The organism is Pseudomonas sp. Ag1, from assembly GCF_000278565.1.
GTDB lineage: Bacteria > Pseudomonadota > Gammaproteobacteria > Pseudomonadales > Pseudomonadaceae > Aquipseudomonas.
In genome coordinates this window covers 25,760-47,408 of sequence record NZ_AKVH01000092.1, presented here as the reverse complement: position 1 = coordinate 47,408, position 21,649 = coordinate 25,760, and the positions used below count along the sequence as shown (strand labels likewise).

The window sequence follows — 21,649 nt, the reverse complement described above, 5'->3', positions numbered from 1 at the left end:
TTCATCCGTTTGAGCTTACCAAACTCCCTACCACTCGGCTTCCCGCTCCGCATTCCTGACAAGCCTTTGCAGGCGCACCGCCGCCTGCAATTGGGTTTCCAACGGATGATCGAACAACAGCGCCCGGGCTAAGTTGGCGAGTTGCAGCGGGCCGTCGCACACCCGCTGCGCCGCGTGATTGACGTAATATCGGCGAACAAGCGTATCGCGAGCCTCAGCAAGTCGTTACACCGAAGTCCGGTACAACACCGGCTGTAAGGTCACACGCCAGGGTAGATGCATCTGATTGCGCTGATGACATTTGAGTATGTCGCTCGATAAGCCGCTTGGTAATCTGGGTTGGCGACCCATGGGAATGCATGATCCGGTTTGTAGAGTATGGCGTTTAACGTGTCTGGTAGAGCGTTGGCGAACGCGCTCACATAGACCGGGTTGACCTTGCTGAACCGGGCAAGTGAATCGTCCTGGCCGTGCTGGGCAAGAATGCTGAGCAGACCGATTTCGGTCATGAGTAGGTAGGATAGGTATCTGATCGTTTCTCGCGCTTTTTCCCTGTCTCTAGTTTCTGTGCTCGTGGGGAGACCTGCGTACATTCCACGTTTGTCGGCCCCGGCGCCGCTATTGATCATGCTGTCCTTGATCAGCAGCTCCAGATCTGGAAGTGCAGCGAGATTTAAAAGGTTATCGAGCTGGGAAAGAACAAGTTTGATACGGTGGGCATGCTGCTCATCCATGCGTCCGGGTTCTTCGCGTAGCAATCGGACCTCATTGAATACGGCCGCGCTGAATTGTGTGAGGCAAGCCTGCGCTTGCATGATTTGGCGAGTGCTTTCGTGTAGCGCCTCTTGAACCCTTACCTGCAGTTGGAGGTTAGTCAGCACCAGGCTATCGGTCTCATTTAGAAATTTCGACAGCGGGAGCGTCTCATCCATTATGGAGATGCTCATGCTTTCCAAGTCAGTATCCGGGGGCAATTGGGGGAACAATGAGTCTGCTGTGATGTTTTGCCAGTCCGGGCGCTGGCACCGCCTGTGAAGATCAAGGGGCAGTACTTTATGGTCTGGAAGCTCGCTCAAGGGTAAACCGACAATGCGGTAAGCCTGGGCAACCAATCTCGAACAGAACTGAGTGACATCGCCAGCACCGCCCGCGCCGAAGTATGTGGTGAAGTCATACTGTTGCTTAAGGTAGTGGATGCCCGCTTCAGCGATTCTCTTTGCAGTTTCCTCAGAAACACCGGAATTTCGATAGATCTCGTAGGTACTGTCCTTGAACTTCAGTGCGTCGGAGACGACCTGGAGTGTGACCTCTGTGCCGTCGGCGTGAATGATGATGCCATCCCCAGCGCCAAGCATCACATGCGAGAACTTGGGGAGGATCGGTTTCAGGCTGATCTTGTCGGTAGTGCGAAGGCTTGCCAGGATGCGTTGACCTTGGATGTTGCCCCATTGGAGTATCGCATCGACTCCTGACGTACGAGGAAGAACAAAGATGATGTCTCCCGCCCGCACTGCCATGTGGTTGAATTGTTCATCCTGATTGTTATCGACTTGATGCATATCGAGGTCACCGCGGGTTGATAAGGTTGAGCATGACGGATGGGCTATCAGAGGCGCGTCTTGGTGGCTGTCGGTAAGACGTCACGCCCCCCCCCCGCCGCACTTTTATTCGGAAAGTTCCTGTGTAGGGACATGCATGTTGAAAACAGGCTCAGAATGCTCACGAGGAATCAGTGAACTCCGGTCCTAGCTTCTCTTTTATTTGCCTAATCCCCCGTTCGGCTACTTTTCGTGCCAACCCTAAATACGACTTTTCGCTAGTTCAGGAATCTGTAGATCTCTCTTCGCGACGCATATTTACAACGTGCTGTCGATTGTAAAGCTGATAGGCAAGTGCCTGCTTTCGGCCGTTCATTGGCGGTCACTCCCGCGAAAAGTGCAGGGTCGAATCCGACGCAAATGACTGGTCAGATCGAATGCAAAACAGTGGGCAATTCTGCGCAATTACCCATTGATCAATCCTAGATCCGATTGACGCTAAACCGTTGGCGATACTCGCCAGGGGTCAATCCAGTAACTCTGATAAATATCTTGCGAAAAGCGCCGGGGTCGCTGTAGCCAACCTCCCACGCAATTGCCTCGATCGGCAACGTACTGAATTGCAACATCTCACGCGCGCGCCCAACTCGCAGCCTCTGGCAATAATCGATGGCGGTGAAGCCCGTGGCCTTGCGAAAACGCCGCAAAAACGTTCTTTCTTCCAGGCCGGAGCGCAGAACCAGCGACGCAAGGGCCGTATCTTTCGCACCCGTCGCCTGTAGCCAATGTTGGACTTTCAGAACCGGGGCGTCGCCATGAGTCAGGTTTGGAGAAAAAGCACTGTAGTAGCGCTGCTCTCGGCCGGGCGGATCTACCAGCAAATAATGTGCGGTTTCCGCCATGATGACCGGCCCTAGAAAACGGTCGACCAACTTCAAACCAAGATCAATCCACGCCATCAGCCCTCCTGCACTGATGATATCTCCGTCATCGATTACAAGACGGTCGATATCAAGATTCGCATCGGGGAACCTTTGCCGAAACAAGTCGGCATGGTCCCAGTGCGTGGTGACCGACCGCCCCGCCAGCAGACCGGTTTCTGCCAACAGGAACGCTCCTCCGCAGACAGAACACAACGTCGTTCCCGCCCGATGATGGCCGAGCAGCCAGTCAACAAACGGCGCGGCTTCCTCTGACGAGACCTGCGTACCCAAGCGAGGTGGCATCAGTAGCACCGTTGGGTTTCCACTGGCCTCCCCTGCCTTCTCATCGACTCTGACAGGTGTACCACCGGGTCCGTCAACCTGCCATTGGCTGACCTGCAGGAAAACGCCCGTCTCCTTGTAATGCTGCGCCGCAAAACGGTCCGCTACCCCGAATAGATCGATCAAACCATGCACGGCCGCAAGCTGTACGCCAGGGAAAAGGACGATGCCGATTTCAATTGTGAGCGGTCTGGCCATGTGTCGGTATTTACCCTGTTTATGTCGATATCGCCACGAGACACTATCATGCCTGCGAATCATCATGTCAAAAGTTTCACCACCAAACGAAAGGGGTAGGAGATGACAAACGAAGTAGCAACAGTCGCAACTCCAGAGTGGCGAATTGCAGGTGAATGGCTGGATGTCTGTTCGTGCAACTCACCGTGCCCATGCACGTTCGCTCAACCTCCCACAGGCAATCATTGCGAAGTGCTGTGGGCGTACCGAATCAATGAGGGTCACTACGGCCCGACACCGATGGCAGGTCTGAAGGTGGTCCTGCTCGCCAACTTCACCGGTAACCTTTGGGACGGCGCATGGTTGGATGCGGGCGTGTTCCTCGACGCTGCCGCCGACGATGCACAGCGAGCGGCCTTGGCAGCAATTTTCACCGGCCAGGCCGGCGGCTGGATGACACAATTCGTACCAACGCACGTGCGTGAACTCCGGGGCGTGGAGTTTGCAAAGATTTCGGTCGACATCGAGAGCACGCTCGAACACTGGCGGGTGACCGTCGATGACAAGGTCGAGGCGAGTGGGCAGGCCATGAAGGGGCCGACCTCCGATCCGACCAAGCTGCTGCAGAGCTTCAACCCACCCGGCAGTGAAGTCGGTCCCACCGACGCAGCTGTGACATGGGGCAAGAGCGTTGCGGGCCGTTGGAAGGCATTTGGGTTCGATCAAAACATCCCGGCCGGCCAAGCGAGTAAGCACATCCCGTTCGACTGGCACGGACCGGACGCACCATGATGAAATCGGTCCTCTCCGCTTCACGATCCGCAGCTTCTGCGCTCGGGCGGGGTCAAGCGGGCCTGGGCTGGACGATCGTTATCGTTGCGCTTAGCCTCGCCGCCTGGTTCGAAATGCTGGTGGTCATGGGTGACATGGATGAGGGGCCAGGAACCCCGTTACACGGCTTACCCACCTACCTTATTGGCTGGGTTGTCATGTTGACAGCAATGATGCTGCCATCGGAGCTCAACTACATTGCGGCGTTTGCCGCCATGCTGAAGTCCCGTGGAGGAAAATCACTCGCCCGAACGCGGCGCATGGCGTGCTTCATCGCGGGCTATGGCGTCGCCTGGATCGGCTACGGACTGGCGGCCTATCTGCTGGACTATGCGATTCGTGCCCTCAACCTCGAGTTTCTTGCGTGGTATAGCGCTGGTCCCTATTGGGCTGGCGCTGTTTTGATTATCGCGGGAATCTTCCAGGTCTCGGCTTTGAAAAATGTTTGCCTTACGGGATGCCGTTCGCCGCTGTCTTTTTTCGCTCAATATTGGCGAGGGGGCGATTTCGGGGCTGTTCTGATGGGCGCGCGACACGGCATGGTCTGTGTGGGCTGCTGTTGGGCGATGATGGCGGTGATGTTCGCTGTCGGCGTCATGAGTCCTAGCTGGATGGCATTGCTGACCCTGTTGATGTTCGCTGAAAAGGTACTGCCCGGTGGGCATAAGCTCGCGATTCCAATCGCCGTGTTCCTCGGAGCCATGGGGATCTGGATGGCGTTGTCACCCGACACAGTACCGTTTCTGAAAAACCCTATGACAGGCACCATTTGCAAGCCGCATGTGCACTGACTTACGGAGTGAATTCGTTTTTCGTAGTGGGGGGCGGCGGCATTTTATGCCGCCGCCCCAGTCTTTTGTCCATCGCGGCGAACTACGCCATCTCGCCATTGGGCGAGAAGCGTTGCGCATACTCCTTCGGGCTTACGCCAATCCGCCGCACGAAGGCTTTTCTCAGGACATCCACGCTGTGGTAACCACTCCGACGCGCGACCTCTTCCATGGACCGTCCACCCAGTTCAATCGAGCGACAGGCAGCTTCTATTCGTACGTCCTCGACATACTTCGCCGGCGTGGTCTGCAACTCTCGTTGGAACAAGCGGATTAACGTCCTGACGCTGGTGGAGAACCTGTCCGCGAGTATTTCTACTGTCAGGTCCGAGTGCAGGTGCTCCGCAATCCACAGACACAACTCATCCAGATTGGAACCAGGAACATGCTGTGATTGAAGAGCAACGCTGAACTGCGCCTGCCCGCCAGGACGCCGCAGAAAGAGGACGAGATTTTTCGCGATCTCCATAGCCACTTCATCGCCCAAATCTTCGCTGACCAACGCAAGCGCAAGATCGATGCCGGCAGAAATACCGGCTGACGTGTATACGTTGCCGTCCTTGACCCAGATCGGATTAGGATCAACCTGCACCTGGGGGTAGCTATCGGCCAGGCTTCGCGCCATACGCCAATGAGTCGTCGCCCTGCGACCATCCAAAAGTCCTGTCTCAGCCAGAGCGAACGCCCCAACACAGATCGAACACACCCGCCGAACACTCGCGGACTTCGTTCTTATCCAATCAATAGCGGACTGGTCTACCTGCTCTCGAGCTTTCCAGCCCGACGTCACGATCAACGTGTCAATTGCTTCGTTGTCACTACGTTCTTGGTCAAGCGTCTTGTGTGCCATCAGCGCGATGCCCGTGCTGCTCTCCAGGTGCTCGTTGGCGCCTGCAGAGACCAGCTCGAGTAGATAGGGTGCGGTGTCACCGCGATGCAACCGATTAGCAAAGGCAAACACCTCAGCTGGGCCGGTCACATCGAGCGAGTCCACTGGAGGCAACCCCAAAATTACCACTCGCTTTTGCTTGGCACTGATAAGCGGATGGCTTGCTTTCGTTGACTTGCTCACGGCTATCTCCCCACACATACGAGATAAGCATATTGGCACAAAAAGACCGAAAATAGTCAATTACGCCAAGCAAAAATACCTAGACTGAATTTCGACCCGATTCAACGCTGAGGAAGCAATCATGAGTACACCAATCATCATCGGCGGCTTCAGTGCTCCAGACTCTGAACTCGCCCGTAAAGCGTCTGCCCTCGTCGAGCGCGTCCACACAAAGGCGCTTCTGCACCACGTGCACCGGACATGGTGGTTTGCCGAATTCCTGGGCCAACAACGTGGCATGAAATACGACCGTGAGACGGTTTACCTCGCCGCGCTTTTACACGATTTGGGACTGACAAACGAATTCTCTGCCGACCAACGCTTTGAAGTCGACGGCGCAGATGCCGCTAGCCGCTTCCTGCTTGAGAACGGTTATTCAAAGTCGAAAACTGAACTCGTGTGGGATGCAATCGCGCTTCACTCGAGTGCTGGCATCGCCGACCGCAAACAGCCGGAGATTGCCCTCATTTACCTCGGTGCCCATGTCGACGTTATGGGGCTGAACATTGAGCAGATCACGCCTTCGCTGATCGAAGATACGCTCGCGCTCTACCCTCGTATCGGGATGAAGGCCGCCTTTACCGAGGCAGTTGCCGAAGTCGCCCGGAAAAAACCTTTTACTGCCATCGGCACCGGGCTCGCTGACGTCGGACGTCGCCACATCCATGGATTCGATTGCCCGAACGTGTGCGACCTGATTGATAACGCCCCCTTCGACAGCTGACAAACGACGTTGCGCAGCAGCACGCTCTACGACACTTCAGTCTTGATAAGACCTGGCGCAGTGTCCTCCGCCGAGCAGCGTGCGTATCACCAACACCGGAGAATTTATCATGCAGCAACGTAAGTATCTCGTCACTGGGGCCACCGGAAAAACAGGCGTGCATACCATTCGCTATCTCCTCAACGGAGGGCACGCGGTTCGAGCTTTCGTTCACAAAAAAGACGGACGTAGCGAAGCACTAAAGAATGAGGGCGCCGAAATATTTGTTGGCGATCTCTTGGAGCATGACGACATCGTTCGGGCGATGGATGGGATCACAGGTGCTTATTTGTGTTACCCCGTTCGGCCAGGTTATATCCAGGCGACTGCCTACTTTGCAGATGCTGCTAAACGGGCAGGCGTCGAGGTCGTCGTGGAAATGTCGCAGATTTCTGCGCGTGAAGACTCGTTAAGCCTCGCAGCCCGCGACCATTGGATTGCCGAGCGGATTATCGACTGGTCTGGTGTGCCGACCGTCCATATCCGTCCGACGTTCTTTGCTGAATGGCTGATTTTCCCCTGGGTCCTTGATCAGATCGTTAAACAAGACAAGATCACGCTGCCATATGGTGGAGGAAGACACGCGCCGATTGCCGCTGAAGATCAAGCTCGATTTATCGCCACCGTTCTCACGCAGCCTTCTGGTCATATTGGAAAGACCTACCCACTTTATGGCCCGGTCGAACTGGACCACGAAGAGATTGCCGATGAAATAAGCAGCGTTATGGGCCGAACTATCACCTACAGCCCATCGACCATTGAAGAATATAGCGAGCACTTGGAGACCTATAACCTGCCGGACTTTTTGATCCAGCATTTCCTTGCCGTTGCTATCGACTACCAGAACGGAATTTTTGCCGGTGAAGATGGAGTGATTGGCCAGGTGACCGGGCAGCCTCCTCAAACAATAAGCGATTTTGTTCGTGCTAATAAAAAAGCGTTCGAGCCGTGAAGTTTTTTGGCGCATGCGTTGGGTGTTTGTTGTCTTCGCATGCGCCATTTTTAACTCCTGGAATGACGGTGTGCCGGCGTCCTCCGATTGGCTGCTAGCGTTACTTCACTTCCTGCAGCCAAACTCAATCAGGCAAGCGTGAATATATTCAATAAGGCTTTTTCCGACGAAAAATTTGTTAAACACAATTCTCCACAGAGGCACCTGCAATGAAAATCAGCGGCAATACTATATTTATTACAGGAGCAACTTCTGGCATTGGACGCGGGCTTGCCGAGGCCTTTCACAACAAAGGAAACAAGGTAATTATCGGCGGCCGCCGCAAGGCCCTGCTGGATGAAATCACCCAGGCCAATCTTGGTATGGATTCGGTAGAAATCGACGTGAGCAACCCGGCGCAGATCGCCAGCGTCGCGGCGGATCTCATCCATAAATACCCGAAACTTAATGTCGTCATCAATAACGCCGGCATCATGCCGTTTGACGATGTGACCGGCCCGCTTGACGACGCCCAAGCCACTTACCTGGTCGACACGAACCTGCTGGCACCGGTACGTATCAGTGGCGCGTTCATCGAACACCTGAAACGCCAGCCACTGGCGTACATCATCAATAATAGTTCCACGGCTGCTTTTATTCCGATGGCAATGTTCGCGCTCTATTCCGCGACCAAAGCCGCCATCCACTCTTATTCGCTTTCCCAACGCTTCGCGTTGCGCAACACCAGCGTGCACGTCCTGGAAATTGCGCCACCTTGGGTTGACACCGACCTCGTTTATAAAAGCGGTGACGAACGCGCCTTGCAACTGGAGCCCTTCATCGAGCAGACGATGGCGTTGCTAGAGACTGCGACAACCGAGGTCGTCGTTGATGCGGGCCGCCAACTGCGTAATAGCGCAGGCCCGGGCGAACACGATGTCGTGAACTATCTCAACCAAATGTTCATTGACCATCCACTTCCGAAACCTTGACCTCGGGTCGGCAGGCCATCAAGACATCGATGGCCTGCTGATTGCACCAACGTCAACATTCCACGCGGGAAATTTTACCTTGAGTCTTTTTAACGATTTCAAACTGGGCAACCTGGTTCTGAAGAACCGCTTTGTCATGGGCCCGATGACACGCTCCCGTGCTTTTCAAGACATCGCCACTGAACAAACGGCGCTGTACTACACCCAACGCGCCACAGCTGGCCTGATAGTTACCGAAGGTACGCCTATCTCGCGAGAGGGCCAGGGCTATCTGTTCAACCCAGGCATTTACACGCCAGAGCAAATTGCTGGCTGGAAACTCGCCACTGATTCGGTGCACAGCGTCGGCGGCAAAATTTTCGCCCAGTTGTGGCATGTGGGTCGCGTCTCCCACACCTCGCTTCAAATCGACGGCGCCGCCCCTGTCAGCGCAACCGGCAAGGCTGCAAATGGCGCTACGGCCTACGCCTACACCGAGAATGGTGAGCCAGGTTTTATGCCGACGTCCACGCCCCGTCCCTTGGCGACCGACGAAGTACGCCGCGTGGTCGACGATTTCGCCCAGGCCGCGGCCAATGCCATAGAGGCCGGCTTCGACGGTGTTGAGCTGCATGGCGCCAACGGCTATCTGCTCGAGCAGTTCCTCAACCCGCTGGTCAACGACCGCACCGATCATTACGGCGCGCAGAACCTGGAGAACCGCCTGCGTTTTGTTTTCGAAGTGGTGGACGCTGTGTGCGAGCGCATCGGCGCAGATCGTGTGGGCATCCGTATTTCGCCTTACGGCCAGTTGATGGACATGCCGCTCTACCCGGAAATCGACGAGACCTACATGGCCCTCTGCACAGGTCTGGGCAAACGAAATATTGCCTACGTGCACGTCATGGATCAAACACACTTTTTCCTGGCAGCCGAGAACTCGATAGCCCGCGAGGATGCACTGAAAGCACTCCTGCGCAGCTGCCGCAAAGGCCTGAACACGACCGCACTGATCCTGGCTGGAGACATGACACTGGAGCGCGCCCGCGAATTGGTCGAAGCCGATCTGATTGACCTGCCGGCGTTCGGCCAACCCTTTATCTCCAATCCCGACCTGGTGGCGCGACTGCAAAATGGCTGGCCGCTGACGCCGCCGGATCGCGGCACCTACTATCAGGGCGAAGCCGAAGGCTACATCGACTACCCGCCGTACGCGGGATAGGTTTGCCGCTTGGATGATTGAAATCCCCAGACCAGAGTGGGCGGTGAAAACCTACTCACTTTAGCTGGGGACATTGCGTATCGCGTTAATGGATAGGTGAGCCCAATGTCTGAACAAACCCTGGCTGTACACTCCCCTTACGATGGCACTGTCATTGGCAAAGTGGAAGTCTCTACCCTGGCAGATGTCGAGCAGGCGCTGGCCGTCGCGCATAGTATTTTCCGCGACCGTAACCAGTGGCTGTCAAAACCAAAGCGCATAGAAATCCTGCACCGCGCCGCCGAGTTAATCAGTGCGCGCAAGGTACAGATTGCGATCCAGGCCGCTAACGAAGGCGGCAAGCCGTTGAAGGACTCCATCACTGAAGTAGAGCGCGGCATCGACGGCATCCTCAACTGCATCGAAGTACTTCGCACTGAAGCCGGTCATGTTGTCCCCATGGGCTTAAACGCTACTTCCGCAAATCGTGTGGCGTTCACCCAATACGAACCTATCGGCGTGGTCGCCGCGGTCTCGGCGTTCAACCATCCCTTCAATTTGATTGTGCACCAGGTGATTCCGGCCATTGCTGTCAGCGCGCCAGTGATCGTAAAACCCGCAGCCAACACTCCGCTCAGTTGCCAGACCCTGCTCGATATTTTGGCTGAAGCTGGCCTGCCAAAAGGCTGGGCTCAAATGGTGCTGCCGACTGATAACGCTATTACCGGCAAGTTGGTTTCTGACCTGCGAGTAGGTTTCTTTAGCTTCATTGGGTCCGCCGCCGTCGGTTGGATGCTGCGTTCGACCCTTGCCCCTGGCACTCGTTGTGCACTGGAGCACGGCGGCGTGGCGCCGGTGATCGTCGCTGCCGACGCTGACCTTGACGACGCCCTGCCACGTATCGCCCGCGGTGGTTTCTGGCACGCTGGACAGGCATGTGTCAGCGTTCAACGTGTTTTCTGTCACCGCAGCATCGCCACACAGGTCGCGGTGCGTCTAGGCCATATAGGTAATGCTTTGATGGTCGGTGATCCAGCTAGCATCCATACCGACGTCGGTCCACTGATCGCCGAGCGCGAAGTTGAGCGAGTTGGCCAATGGGTCGATGAAGCCATAGCCGGTGGTGCACGTCTGATCTCAGGCGGTAGTTCGCTGAGTCACAACTGCTATGCGCCCACGGTGCTGTTAAATCCGCCGATCAACTCGAATGTGATGCAGAAAGAAGTGTTCGGGCCAGTCATCGCGGTGTACGCCTACGATGATCTGGCAGATGTAATTAAGTTGGCTAACGCCCTGCCATTTGCCTTTCAGGCCGCAGTGTTCACCCAAGATTTGGAAACCGCCATGCAGTGTTACCAGAACCTTGACGCCACTGCCGTCATGATCAATGAGAACACCCTGTTCCGAGTGGACTGGATGCCGTTCGCCGGAGCACGGTTGTCCGGTCATGGCGTAGGCGGGATCCCGCACACCATGAAGGAAATGCAAGTCGAGAAGATGATGGTCTGGCGCTCTCGGGCCGTACCCGGTTGAAAGCATGATGGTTGGCCAGACACGCTTCTGGCCGAGACTACCACCGCATAAACCGTCCATAGAAGCGAGGTACTCGCCATGAACCAAAGACTGAACAGAATCAAGGGGATTTTGGCTGCAGAAGCCAAGGCTATCAGCAGTGTTGAGATCGACGATCGTTATGACCAAGCCATTGAACTGATGAAAACCTGTGAGGGAAAACTGATCATCACTGGCATCGGCAAAGCGGGGTTTATCGCTAAGAAATTCGCGGCGACACTTTGTTCAACGGGAACCCCTGCCGTCTACATTCATCCCGCAGAGGCCGCTCATGGTGATCTCGGCGTCATCGAGGAAAACGACCTGGTTTTTGTGTTTTCTACCAGTGGCAAAACTCGAGAAGTCATCGAACTGATCAAGTTCAGCCGGCACCTTACTTCCGGGAAAGTGATCGCTATCACCTCTCATCCAGAAAGTGAGCTCAGGGACAACGCTGATCTGGTTCTCGATATGGGAATTATCGAAGAGCCTTGTTACTTAGGCCTGACTCCTAGCGCGAGCATCGCGGTCATGAGCGCGATTAGTGACGCGATTACGCTAACGCTGATGGAGGAAAAAGGAATCACGCGCCGCGATTATGGTATTCGCCATCATGGTGGTTACCTAGGCCATAAGGCCAGGCTGGACAATGAATAAAAACTTAAAGCGACCGTAACCAATGAATCGTAGCAATCTGTACGGTATCGATTTTAATTTGTTAGTCATTTTTGAAACGCTCTTTCACGAGCGAAGTATGGCTGGTACTGCAGAAAAGCTGTCGCTAAAACAACCGGCTGTCAATGCAGCGCTGAAGCGCTTACGAACTCTGCTTGACGACCCCTTGTTTGAGTACATTGGACGGAAGATGGAGCCCACAGCCAAGGCAATACGCGCGGCACATATGCTTACCCCTGCGTTGGATTCAGTCTGTACTGCAGTGAGTGCGATGAGCAACGTTAAGCCAATGATCAGCCCTGCTAAGTTTCACATCGGTATCAATCTTGACATTGCACCCGCTCCGCTCTTTACGTTGACCAAGAGAATCACGTCAGCGATGCCTAGTGTAGGGTTAGTCGTACGGTATACAAGTGCCGAACAAATGTCTGAGATGTTATTGTCTGGCGACATTTCAGTGGGGGTAGGCCACGCGCCCAATTTGGCGCCTGAACTACAGAAAACCGCACTCGGAAAAACTGCTATCTGTCTTGTTTGGCGCCGTGTAGATGAGTCTGATCCGGCCGAGGTCTGGCTTCGAAGTGAACTATTGAAATGTTTCAACGAGAAAACCTAAAACCCCATAGCCCTTACGAGATCAGAAAAGGAACGGATGGACAATGTCGATCTCAAGATCGATCACAGCACTGCACACGTTTATTCGCTCGTTCGCCATGATTGGCTGACCATCGGTAACATTGTCTTGTGGCGTGGGTGAAAGCACGACTCCTATTGTGTTTCAGCTAGTAGGAGCGCAATTTTCCGAGGACAGGCTACTGAATTTTAGCCACGTGTTTCAGCAAAGTACCGAATGGCATCGCCGTCGCCCCGACCTCGCATCCTGAGGCAGCGCGTGCCTAACCAAATCCCGCGCGAGGGAGTGTCTGATGAACGCTGTTATAGAGCTGTACGGCGCCCAAACCGGCAACAGCCTGAGGGCTGCAATCGCCTTGGAAGAAGCAGGTGTGCCGTACACGGCACGCCTATTGAATCTGCGGGCACATGAGCACCGCGACCCGGCGTACCTGGCGCTCAATCCCGCTGGAAAAGTCCCGACGCTGGTTGATAACACATCAGTACCGGCACGGATCATCAATCAATCAAACGCAATCATTCAATTCGCCGACGCTAGTGCTCCCGGCCGGCTAGCACCCGCACAACTTGGATCGGAACGTGATCGGGTTTTTGATCGGTATTTCTTTTTCGTGACTGACGTCATTGCGCCTAGCCACTCAGCTTTCTTCTTGCGCCAAACTGGACTTGACGATGCAGCGGCAAAGATCGAGCGGCTTGTCATCGAGCAACTGGTCTATTCGGAAAGTTTTCTTACCGACACCTTCATGGCTGGCGATCATTTCTCCATGGCGGATATCTCAGCGTTCACCATTGCTGCATCAGTACGTGACAAATTGAACTGGGCAACGCTGCCTCGCTTATCGCGGTGGTTCAATACAGTCGATGCTAGACCTGCCGTACAACGGGGAATAAGAGCTTTCGAGAATCCGTAGTCGCAATCTTGGGGAGCACTCCGACAACCAGCCTCTCGGCCCACGTGCAAATTCTAAATTTGGCAGGCTATCGCGGGGTTCGCAGCAGGATTGTCGCGCGAGATACTGCTGAGCTATCTGCCCGCGTTCTTTACAGGCTGCGTACTTTGCTTGATCGCTGCTATTGGCATATTGACGGTCAGACAGAAGGAAAAGAAGCTGCATTAGTCCAGAACGCGTGATGAATCATGCCTATGACTCCGAGGGAACTATAGGCTTGGACGGAGGCTGTCGTTCACGGAAGCAGAATGTGTGGAAGTTTAGGGTGACCGGTCGGAAGTCGTCCGGATCGACGTCGCCATAGACCCCAGCATATTGGCCGATGATTTTCTCGAGCCTGCTCGGTTCATGCCTCAGAAGGTAGGTTTGGGGGAATTGCTTGTCGGTGCTGGAGGCCGATATCAGCCGGACTCCGTCGGCTCGGTGCCTTTGCCTAAATGGTGGGAATACTCCATTGGGCTCAAACCAAAGCGGCGCGTAAATACCCTCCTAAGCACGTCGACGCTGTGGTAACCGTTTCGGCGACTGATGTCGTGCATCGATTTCTCGCCAAGCGCAAGCGAACGGCAGACCGCCTCCAGCCGGACGTTTTCGACGTATTTTGCAGGCGTGGTCTGCAATTCTCGCTGAAACATTCGTATCAACGTTCTGACGCTGGTTGAAACTCTGGCTGCCATTATCTCGACTGTGAGATCCATATGCAGATGCTCACTGATCCAGAGGCATAATTCGCTCAGACTTGAATTGTGCGCCTGCTGTGACTGAAGCGCGAAGCTAAATTGCGCCTGTCCGCCCGGACGATGCAAGTACAGAACCAAATTCTTCGCTATCTCCATGGCGAAGTCATTTCCAAGATCTTCACTTACCAGCGATAGCGCGAGGTCGATTCCGGACGATATGCCAGCCGACGTGTAGACATTGGCGTCTTTCACCCAAATGGGAGACGGATCGACCTGTACCTTGGGATAGCGCTCCGCCAAGCGTCGTGCCACGCTCCAATGAGTCGTCGCCCTGCGGCGGTCCAGAAGACCCGCGGCAGCCAACGCGAACGCCCCAACACATATAGAGCACACGCGCCGCACAGTCTTCGAGCGCGTTCGAAGCCACTCTATGGCTTCCTGGTCGATCTGTTCGAACGACCTGGATCCCATTGTCACAAGCAAGGTGTCAATGGGTTTGTTCGCACGCCGCTCTTGCTCGAGTGTGCTATGCCCTCTGAGTGCAATACCTGTTTCGCTCTCGAGGTGCACATCAGCAGCAGAGCTAACTAGTTCGAGTAAGTAAGGGGCAAGTCCACCGCGGTCCAGTTGATTCGCCCACGCGAATACTTCCGCTGGGCCGATCACGTCGAGCGCGTCTACCGGTGGCAAACCCAATATGACAATCCGCCTCTGCCTCACGTCTGCAGGCGGAGCGGCTGGTTTCGTCAATTTTTTCATTGGAGGTGGCCCCGTGCGTCCGGGCTTAGAGTGAACATTTGTGGCAGAAATAGTCTTGGATCTGTCACTTGTGCTCCGTCCGAACAGCATAGACTGAAATTCGCTGACCCTCGCATGCTTCGGCGAGCCTGCCATTCGTGAACTCGTAGATAGGCGCGGAGAACGGAAATGTTTGGCACTGGACACCTGTCACCACTCGAAAATTCCGAGGCAGTCGCAACAGCTATTCGCCAATTTATGCAACATCTGGGGACATAGCTCTAAGGAGATGCCTGAAGGGCTGTTCGCCCTATGACCGTCGCTTGTGGGCCAAGTGGACAGGCCGGTTGCTGCAGAGGCTTGTGGCATGAGTGGGAGTCAAGCGCACGAAAACGAACCTTAACCAATCGGGGTAAGACGGAACGAGCGAACCGAGCATTCGCTTTGCAGTGTCAGTGCTAACTATTTGTTTAGGAGGTAACGATGCGCTTCTTTCCGAAGGTAGTTGCTGCGCACAAGATTGATCCCGATAAGCGAGCGAGTGCAGTTGATTTCGTCAACCGAGTCAATTGGCTGTTCGAGACATGGGATCTCGAGGAAATGATCAGTTCATTTACTGCTGATGCGAAGGTCATTCATTTCAAGGGTGAAGTAAGCGGCGAATCCAACATCCGCCATTTTCTCACTGAGATCTATCCTTATCTGGTTCCAGGAATCAGTCGTTGCGGCTCGGGTCACATTGTTGATGAAGAGGAAAATGGACTCGTCGCAGTCCGATATCACAACCTTCTTGTACGCTACGCGGTACCGGAAGACGCTCCGAAAATGAGCGACGGCGAACTGACCGAGAGCGATTATCTACCGATGATCTGGATGTATTCGCCAATGCTTGATCGACTTCGCGAGACCGAAAACGGTTGGAGGATCGCCGAGCGCTACATCGGCGGCTCAACGACGAATCGCCGACTGACGCCGCCAGATATCTCCGCCGCTGCAATACGACCTTTCCTACCTGGTACTTAAGGAAAACCAAGAGCTGGCTGCTCGGGCTGGCCAGCACTGGACATCCCGAGCAAGGGCATTCGATCCTTCTGTTTCACTCCCCCCTGGAGTTTTGAATATGAAGATCAAGAATTCAGTCGTGTTCGTGACGGGAGCGAGTCGTGGGCTCGGCCTGGCATTTTCCCGCGAGGCACTCGCTCGCGGTGCTAAAAAGGTCTATGCAGGGATCCGCAATCCCGAAGACTTCGCCGAACCCGGCCTCGTTCCAGTCAAGCTCGACGTCACCGATCCAGAGTCCGTCATCGCGGCGGCAAGGATCGCATCCGATGTGACTCTGCTGGTGAACAATGCCGGGATTGCGGAGGTCACCGAGTCGCCGTTTTCCGAAGGCGCAGATGATCAAACGCGGCGAATCTTCGAAACGAATTTTTATGGCCTTATGCGAACGACTCGTGCGTTTCAGGCTTCCCTTCCCAGCAATGGCACGGGCGGCATCATAAATGTATTGTCCGATGTCACCTGGAGAAGCGTGCCAATACTTGCACCGTATTCAGCATCGAAGGCAGCGGCATGGAGCTATACCAACAACATCAGGGTGCATCTTAAAGAAAGAAGCATCCAGGTGGTCGGTTTGCATGTTGGCTTCGTGGATACCGACCTCACGAAGGATTTCGACGTGCCGAAGGCAAACCCGATGGACGTAGTCCGCCAAGCCTACGACGCCCTTGAGGCGGGCGAAAGTGAGGTTCTGGCGGATGAAGGTACTCGTGCATTGAAGCAAACGCTTTCGTCCAAGGTTCCAGCGTACATCGATCCTGAAATTCTCTAGTCGAGGGACGCATGAACTGAATCTCGCTCGCGATTCAGGCACTTTTCGATCAAATTCAGCTCATTAAAACTTTGAACCAGTCTCGCGCCATGTGCTGGTTGCACGTGCCGATAGTGAATGCTTCAGAAATGTCATTGAGGGCCCTGTCACCTAAGAGCATCAGAGGAATGAGGCACTGGGTGATTCGGAGACTCGATGGCTCAAGCTGAGCATCGTATAAGCGAGTGATCTGCCGACTCGCCTTCCTTATTGCGGAACAATTGCACTGATCGATACCTAGCGATTGGCTAGCCGGCAGCACCTCTATATTGACTCTCTGCTACTGATGATTGTTTAAGCATTTGCGTACTGGTTACGCATAGACATCTCGGTATTTTTCAATGAAAGCCTGCATGGACAGCGCGGGCGCGCCGGCACCCTTTCCACTACGTCATTCACAGCCGAGAAAACCCCCTCTTAGTAGTCCTGAGCGACTTCAACCAGATTCCGTACCAAGGCTGGCGGAAACTTGGAATCCTGCGTCAGGCCCGCTGTGCACCGGGGATCAAAAGCGTTCGAGAATCTATAACGCTGCCAGTTGAACTGTTGGACTCCGGGTTTTCTCCTGAGTAACGCATGGGTTTCGATCTTCGCAGCCGCCATCGACGAATGTGTTTCTTGAGATCGGCCGGTGGTGCTTGGCAGAGGCACGTGACCAGCAGTGAGAGTCGTGGGCCGCGTGTGGAGTGACGATTCGGTATGCCTAGAAGGCCAGAACAGATCCGCCTCAAAATTTGGCACAAATCATCCAGAAACAGTCAATTCTTACCTATGGAAAACACATAGAGTTGGTTTCGGCTGGTTCCCACTGGTGAATGCAAATATCCGGTATCCGTACCCTTCCCCAGCAGCGGCCGCCAGGGGAATCAGCCATACAGACCGACCTGTCGGGTTGGTTGAGAAGTGATCCAAATACGCTCACGGAGGAGGCTTTCGGGTCAGCCTAGCTCGGTGTGATACATCGCTTCACATGACGACAATAATTTAAATAAAACGCTCGCCATTGACCGTGACTAGGCTGGGTAGAAGTTCAAACCGAGGTAACGCGAGCGATGCCTTTTGCGGCAAGCACTCCGCTCAAAATCACCCGGTTGCGAAAAGAAGCAGCCAGTCCCGTCCGTAGCTGTATCGGGCGCAGGCTAGGAGCCGGCAGGCCGCTAGTTCTCCTGTTGTTCAGCGATGTTGAATACCTCGGTCGAATGAAGATTGACGAGTGATTCCTTGGAGCTTGAAACGCACGGTACGCGAGGCGAGAGCCGCTAAAAAGCTGTGGAACTCTTCGTTCGACAGCCCTCACTTTCTTGCAATCGTAGTGGCGATGAGTGCCACAAAAAAGGAGTACCTATGATTTCCGGATGGCTCTCGAGCGTTCTCGCCCGTCGTAACATTCACTACGGCTGGGCCATGATCGCGGTCACATTCCTAACCGCCCTGATCAGTGCTGCATCGGTAGGTGCTCCGGGTGTCTTCATCGTGCCGATGCAGATGGAGTTCGGCTGGAACACCGTGGAGATCTCCTCCGCCCTCTCGATCCGTTTCGTGCTCTTCGGGCTGATGGCTCCTTTTGCTGCTGCACTGATGAACCGATATGGCTTGCGCCATGTCACCCTCACTGCATTGACGATCATTGTGGTCAGCCTGCTGCTGTCGCTAGGAATGACGAAGGTTTGGCAACTCGTAGTCTTGTGGGGCGTCGCCGTCGGCATCGGTGCTGGCATGACCGCGTTGACGCTCAGCGCCACAGTCGCCTCGCGCTGGTTCAGTGCTCGTCGAGGCCTCGTCGTTGGCGTCCTCACCGCCAGTACGGCAACAGGACAGCTTATTTTTATGCCGATTCTCGCAAGCATCACCGACCAATGGGGGTGGCGTTGGGCTCTCGGCTTGATGTGCGTGATGTTGGTGATTGCCGCATTGGCGGTGCTGCTGGTAATGCGCGATCGTCCGAGTGACATGGGCTTGAGGCCCTACGGGGATGTCGGCACGGACCCGATCGCTGTACCGACATCAAGCAGTGCATCGATCATCGCCGCTTCAATCGGCGCCCTGCGCGACGCCGCAAAAACCAAGGTGTTCTGGATCCTGTTCGGAACATTCTTCATCTGTGGGGCGACAACCAACGGCCTGGTGCAAGTTCACTTGATCCCGATGTGCGGTGACTTTGGCATTTCGCAGGTGAAGGCTGCTGGCTTACTCGCCGCCATGGGCGTATTCGACCTTGTCGGTACCGTCGCGTCTGGCTGGCTGTCCGATCGCTTCGACAACCGCCACTTGCTGTTTTGGTACTACAGCCTTCGTGGTTTGTCGCTGATCGTGCTGCCTTTCACTGACTTCTCGATCTATGGCCTTTCATTGTTCGCTGTGTTTTACGGCCTTGACTGGATTGCGACCGTTCCTCCAACCGTGCGTCTTGCGGCCTCCCGTTTTGGTGCGGAGCGCGCGGGACTTGTGTTCGGGTGGATTTTTGCCGGGCATCAAATCGGTGCAGCCGCCGCTGCATTTGGGGCCGGTTGGTCACGGGTGACACTCCTGAGCTACCTGCCGGCGTTCTTCACAGGCGGCGCGCTTTGCCTGATTGCCGCGGTAGCCATCATGACCATCCGACAGCAGGAAAAGAAAGTCGCATCGACAGTCCAAGCTGCGAGTTGAGCAAAACGAGATAGGTCAATTCATGCGGTTGGTGGCTCCTTTCGCACCAACCGTTAGGGTTTCGAATTCTGAGGTTTTTCGTTAAATGCTTAGCTCAAGGAGGAGCACACACACTGAAATTCGGCAGCACATTCATCTTCAAATAGGCACCTGCACATGAATACGCTTTTAACTCGCCGCAACGTAATCGCAGGCATGGGTGTGCTCGGCCTGGGCATTCTCGCAAGCTTCAATAGCTCCGCTTCGACCTTTAAAAACGGCTGGGATTTGAGAGGTCAGGCTCGCGGACGTTCGTTCACCTTGAACGACACGAAAGGCAATCAAAAGACGCTGTCGAGCTATAAGGGCTCGGTCGCAATGATTTTTTTTGGTTTTACCCAATGCCCAGCCGTCTGCCCCATCACACTGTCCAAGGCGGCAAAAATCAAAAAACTTTTAGGTCCTGATGGCGACCGACTGAGGGTCGTCTTTATTACGTTAGATCCGGAACGCGATACGCCAGCCGTCCTGGACGCCTACGTAAAAACTTTCGATCCAACGTTTGAAGCACTGTATGGAAGCCTAGAAGCCACGGCGGCAACAGCTGCGGAGTTTGGCGTTATCTATGAAAAAGTCCCCCTCGGCGAGACCTACACCATTTCTCACACCGCGATGAGCTATGTCTATGACTCCAAGGGGACGCTGTGCCTTGGGTTGAGTCAGTCGCTCACGGAACAGGAATGCGCGGAAGATCTACTCACTGTCATGAAGGTCAGCTAATGAAATCTCAATCCAACAAAAAATCGCTCATCAAACCTCTGGGGCGAATCGCGCTACTTTTTTCTCTGTTGGGGATGGCCTGGCAAGCGAGCGCCCAGACCAAAATTGAAGACGCATGGATTCGGGCAACCGTGCCCGGGCAGCAATCGACCGGCGCGTTCTTAAAGGTCACGTCCAGTACGGACAGTAAACTGGTTAACGTCCAATCGCCGGCAGCAAAAATGGTCCAGATTCACCGAACGACCATGCAAAACGAAGTGATGCACATGGACCCCGTTGATTCGGTCGCTTTACCAGCTGGCAAAACCGTCGTCTTTGACCCAAGCGGCTACCACGTGATGTTCATAGGGTTATCCGCCCAAGTGAAAGACGGTGACAAAGTGCCTCTGACACTGATAGTGGAAGACGCTACCGGCAAGAAGGAATCAGTCAAGCTGGACGTCGATGCACGAGCACTGAACGCGTCTGACAGCGACGATATGAAGTAACCCCTCCCCCTCCCACTCGACGAAATTTGATCCTGGCAGTTAGGACGATTGCCAGGATCTGCGGCACAAAACCTTGTCATAAAGTAAAAACTGGACACTTACTGCGAATACTCAGCGTTAGTCGAAGCCCGTCTCACGCCCACGCCGCAGAGAGCGCTTTACGCCCCCCTTCAGCATCTAGGGCACAGTAGAGCAGCAACGCCAGCGAGTTTTCAGCAACAGCCCAAGGTTTTACTGCATCGATTAAGCGTTCTAACGCTACAGAAACGGCTGCACGATAAGTCAATGCGCGAGCTCCAAACCCTGTTAACCAGTTAAGAATGTCTAGGGGTAATCATGACCACACCACGAATCTCCGCCTGCGTGTTTGATGCCTACGGGACTCTTTTCGACGTACATTCGGCGGTCGCAAGACATGCCGATGAGCTGGGTCAGCACGCTCGCGAAATATCGATCCTATGGCGCACCAAGCAACTGGAGTATTCGTGGGTGCATACCCTGATGCGGCGCCATACAGATTTCTGGACGTTAACCGAGGCAGCACTCGACTATGCCCTGGCTTTTTACAATGTGAAAAATGAGCGGCTAAAACAGACGTTACTAACAAGCTACCTGACGCTGGACGCCTACGCTGAAGTCCCGGCGGCGTTGCACAGCCTTCGCGAAGCAGGCGTACGAACAGCGATCCTTTCGAATGGATCTCCCCGGATGCTGGAAAGCGCGGTTCGGTCTGCGGGTCTGGATAGTCTGCTTGATGAGTGCCTTTCCATTGAGCAGGTGCAAATCTACAAACCGGATCCGGCAGCCTATGAGATTGCGGTAGCAGCATTGAATGTGTCGTCGACCAAAGAGATCGCCTTTTTCTCATCCAACGCATGGGACGCCGTAGGGGCTCATGCGTTCGGTTTCCACGCGTTTTGGCTTAATCGATCCAGGCAGCCCGAGGAGTATGGGTTGTACGAGAAAGCAACGAAGCTCGAATCGTTGAACGGTGTAGCTTCATGTGTGACTGCACAGATCCGCTAACTGGCACGAAGG

At 54.7% G+C, this 21,649-nt stretch carries 20 protein-coding genes; 16 read left to right on the top strand and 4 right to left on the bottom strand.

All coding sequences use genetic code 11. The features are described 5' to 3' along the window. Positions 1-260 precede the first annotated feature (260 nt). Positions 261-1,559 carry a YiiX/YebB-like N1pC/P60 family cysteine hydrolase gene (locus A462_RS20685; protein ID WP_008433950.1) on the bottom strand — a complete coding sequence of 433 codons (1,299 nt, stop codon included), beginning with the start codon at positions 1,557-1,559 and terminating at the stop codon, positions 261-263. 461 nt (positions 1,560-2,020) lie between these two features. Next, positions 2,021-3,001: a GlxA family transcriptional regulator gene (locus A462_RS20690; RefSeq protein ID WP_008433949.1), complete on the bottom strand. Its 981-nt coding sequence runs from the start codon at positions 2,999-3,001 to the stop codon at positions 2,021-2,023. Between the two features lie 102 nt (positions 3,002-3,103). On the opposite strand from A462_RS20690, the gene A462_RS20695 reads away from it, so the two are divergent. Together A462_RS20695 and A462_RS20700 are read left to right on the top strand one after the other, a co-directional pair. After that, a complete protein-coding gene (locus tag A462_RS20695) occupies positions 3,104-3,772 on the top strand; it encodes a DUF1326 domain-containing protein (protein WP_238544230.1) in 669 nt (222 codons plus the stop codon). Next, on the top strand, positions 3,769-4,602 hold the full coding sequence (locus A462_RS20700) for a DUF2182 domain-containing protein (RefSeq protein WP_008433946.1): 834 nt from the start codon (positions 3,769-3,771) through the stop codon (positions 4,600-4,602). Before A462_RS20695 ends, A462_RS20700 begins: the two co-directional genes overlap by 4 nt. Positions 4,603-4,684: 82 nt before the next feature. On the opposite strand, the gene A462_RS20705 is transcribed toward A462_RS20700, so the two are convergent. Further along, positions 4,685-5,731 carry a GlxA family transcriptional regulator gene (locus A462_RS20705; protein ID WP_008433944.1) on the bottom strand — a complete coding sequence of 349 codons (1,047 nt, stop codon included), beginning with the start codon at positions 5,729-5,731 and terminating at the stop codon, positions 4,685-4,687. 103 nt (positions 5,732-5,834) lie between these two features. On the opposite strand from A462_RS20705, the gene A462_RS20710 reads away from it, so the two are divergent. The 8 genes from A462_RS20710 (at position 5,835) to A462_RS20745 (ending at position 13,391) form a co-directional block, all read left to right on the top strand. Continuing rightward, positions 5,835-6,476 (top strand): HD domain-containing protein, encoded by a 642-nt coding sequence (locus tag A462_RS20710; protein WP_008433942.1) that lies wholly within the window; start codon positions 5,835-5,837, stop codon positions 6,474-6,476. 109 nt (positions 6,477-6,585) lie between these two features. Next, entirely contained in the window at positions 6,586-7,467 is an 882-nt protein-coding gene (locus A462_RS20715) for an NmrA family NAD(P)-binding protein (protein ID WP_008433939.1), read from the top strand. Between the two features lie 209 nt (positions 7,468-7,676). Then, positions 7,677-8,438 carry an SDR family oxidoreductase gene (locus tag A462_RS20720; protein WP_008433938.1) on the top strand — a complete coding sequence of 254 codons (762 nt, stop codon included), beginning with the start codon at positions 7,677-7,679 and terminating at the stop codon, positions 8,436-8,438. Between the two features lie 79 nt (positions 8,439-8,517). Beyond that, entirely contained in the window at positions 8,518-9,639 is a 1,122-nt protein-coding gene (locus tag A462_RS20725) for an alkene reductase (RefSeq protein WP_008433936.1), read from the top strand. A 105-nt stretch (positions 9,640-9,744) separates the two neighbouring features. Then, entirely contained in the window at positions 9,745-11,151 is a 1,407-nt protein-coding gene (locus A462_RS20730; protein WP_008433934.1) for an aldehyde dehydrogenase family protein, read from the top strand. 78 nt (positions 11,152-11,229) lie between these two features. Beyond that, positions 11,230-11,826: an SIS domain-containing protein gene (locus A462_RS20735; protein ID WP_008433932.1), complete on the top strand. Its 597-nt coding sequence runs from the start codon at positions 11,230-11,232 to the stop codon at positions 11,824-11,826. A 22-nt stretch (positions 11,827-11,848) separates the two neighbouring features. Then, on the top strand, positions 11,849-12,460 hold the full coding sequence (locus tag A462_RS20740; protein ID WP_008433931.1) for a LysR family transcriptional regulator: 612 nt from the start codon (positions 11,849-11,851) through the stop codon (positions 12,458-12,460). Positions 12,461-12,770: 310 nt separating this feature from the next. Continuing rightward, positions 12,771-13,391, top strand: a complete 621-nt coding sequence (locus tag A462_RS20745; RefSeq protein WP_008433929.1) for a glutathione S-transferase family protein — start codon at positions 12,771-12,773, stop codon at positions 13,389-13,391. Between the two features lie 440 nt (positions 13,392-13,831). Here the strand turns inward: A462_RS20745 and A462_RS20750 are convergent, their stop codons facing one another. After that, positions 13,832-14,869, bottom strand: coding sequence for a GlxA family transcriptional regulator (locus tag A462_RS20750; protein ID WP_008433927.1), 1,038 nt, complete (start codon positions 14,867-14,869; stop codon positions 13,832-13,834). Positions 14,870-15,331: 462 nt separating this feature from the next. Between A462_RS20750 and A462_RS20755 the strand changes: the two genes are divergently transcribed. From A462_RS20755 to A462_RS20785, 6 genes are all read left to right on the top strand, one after another. Beyond that, complete coding sequence (locus A462_RS20755) at positions 15,332-15,871, top strand: hypothetical protein (protein ID WP_008433925.1); 540 nt, start codon at positions 15,332-15,334, stop codon at positions 15,869-15,871. Between the two features lie 97 nt (positions 15,872-15,968). After that, positions 15,969-16,679, top strand: coding sequence for an SDR family oxidoreductase (locus tag A462_RS20760; RefSeq protein WP_008433922.1), 711 nt, complete (start codon positions 15,969-15,971; stop codon positions 16,677-16,679). Between the two features lie 1,383 nt (positions 16,680-18,062). Next, positions 18,063-19,364, top strand: coding sequence for an MFS transporter (locus A462_RS20770; RefSeq protein WP_008433919.1), 1,302 nt, complete (start codon positions 18,063-18,065; stop codon positions 19,362-19,364). Positions 19,365-19,520: 156 nt separating this feature from the next. Further along, entirely contained in the window at positions 19,521-20,123 is a 603-nt protein-coding gene (locus A462_RS20775) for an SCO family protein (protein ID WP_008433916.1), read from the top strand. Next, positions 20,123-20,611, top strand: coding sequence for a copper chaperone PCu(A)C (locus A462_RS20780; RefSeq protein WP_008433915.1), 489 nt, complete (start codon positions 20,123-20,125; stop codon positions 20,609-20,611). The genes A462_RS20775 and A462_RS20780 overlap by 1 nt, the downstream gene beginning before the upstream one ends. A 336-nt stretch (positions 20,612-20,947) precedes the next feature. Next, entirely contained in the window at positions 20,948-21,637 is a 690-nt protein-coding gene (locus A462_RS20785) for a haloacid dehalogenase type II (RefSeq protein WP_008433912.1), read from the top strand. Positions 21,638-21,649 lie beyond the last annotated feature (12 nt).

Coding starts and splice junctions, on each gene's coding strand:
- A462_RS20685 (WP_008433950.1), bottom strand. CDS start 1,559: ATGCATCAAGTCGATAACAATCAGGATGAACAATTCAACCACATGGCA.
- A462_RS20690 (WP_008433949.1), bottom strand. CDS start 3,001: ATGGCCAGACCGCTCACAATTGAAATCGGCATCGTCCTTTTCCCTGGC.
- A462_RS20695 (WP_238544230.1), top strand. CDS start 3,104: ATGACAAACGAAGTAGCAACAGTCGCAACTCCAGAGTGGCGAATTGCA.
- A462_RS20700 (WP_008433946.1), top strand. CDS start 3,769: ATGATGAAATCGGTCCTCTCCGCTTCACGATCCGCAGCTTCTGCGCTC.
- A462_RS20705 (WP_008433944.1), bottom strand. CDS start 5,731: ATGTGTGGGGAGATAGCCGTGAGCAAGTCAACGAAAGCAAGCCATCCG.
- A462_RS20710 (WP_008433942.1), top strand. CDS start 5,835: ATGAGTACACCAATCATCATCGGCGGCTTCAGTGCTCCAGACTCTGAA.
- A462_RS20715 (WP_008433939.1), top strand. CDS start 6,586: ATGCAGCAACGTAAGTATCTCGTCACTGGGGCCACCGGAAAAACAGGC.
- A462_RS20720 (WP_008433938.1), top strand. CDS start 7,677: ATGAAAATCAGCGGCAATACTATATTTATTACAGGAGCAACTTCTGGC.
- A462_RS20730 (WP_008433934.1), top strand. CDS start 9,745: ATGTCTGAACAAACCCTGGCTGTACACTCCCCTTACGATGGCACTGTC.
- A462_RS20735 (WP_008433932.1), top strand. CDS start 11,230: ATGAACCAAAGACTGAACAGAATCAAGGGGATTTTGGCTGCAGAAGCC.
- A462_RS20740 (WP_008433931.1), top strand. CDS start 11,849: ATGAATCGTAGCAATCTGTACGGTATCGATTTTAATTTGTTAGTCATT.
- A462_RS20745 (WP_008433929.1), top strand. CDS start 12,771: ATGAACGCTGTTATAGAGCTGTACGGCGCCCAAACCGGCAACAGCCTG.
- A462_RS20750 (WP_008433927.1), bottom strand. CDS start 14,869: ATGAAAAAATTGACGAAACCAGCCGCTCCGCCTGCAGACGTGAGGCAG.
- A462_RS20755 (WP_008433925.1), top strand. CDS start 15,332: ATGCGCTTCTTTCCGAAGGTAGTTGCTGCGCACAAGATTGATCCCGAT.
- A462_RS20760 (WP_008433922.1), top strand. CDS start 15,969: ATGAAGATCAAGAATTCAGTCGTGTTCGTGACGGGAGCGAGTCGTGGG.
- A462_RS20770 (WP_008433919.1), top strand. CDS start 18,063: ATGATTTCCGGATGGCTCTCGAGCGTTCTCGCCCGTCGTAACATTCAC.
- A462_RS20775 (WP_008433916.1), top strand. CDS start 19,521: ATGAATACGCTTTTAACTCGCCGCAACGTAATCGCAGGCATGGGTGTG.
- A462_RS20780 (WP_008433915.1), top strand. CDS start 20,123: ATGAAATCTCAATCCAACAAAAAATCGCTCATCAAACCTCTGGGGCGA.
- A462_RS20785 (WP_008433912.1), top strand. CDS start 20,948: ATGACCACACCACGAATCTCCGCCTGCGTGTTTGATGCCTACGGGACT.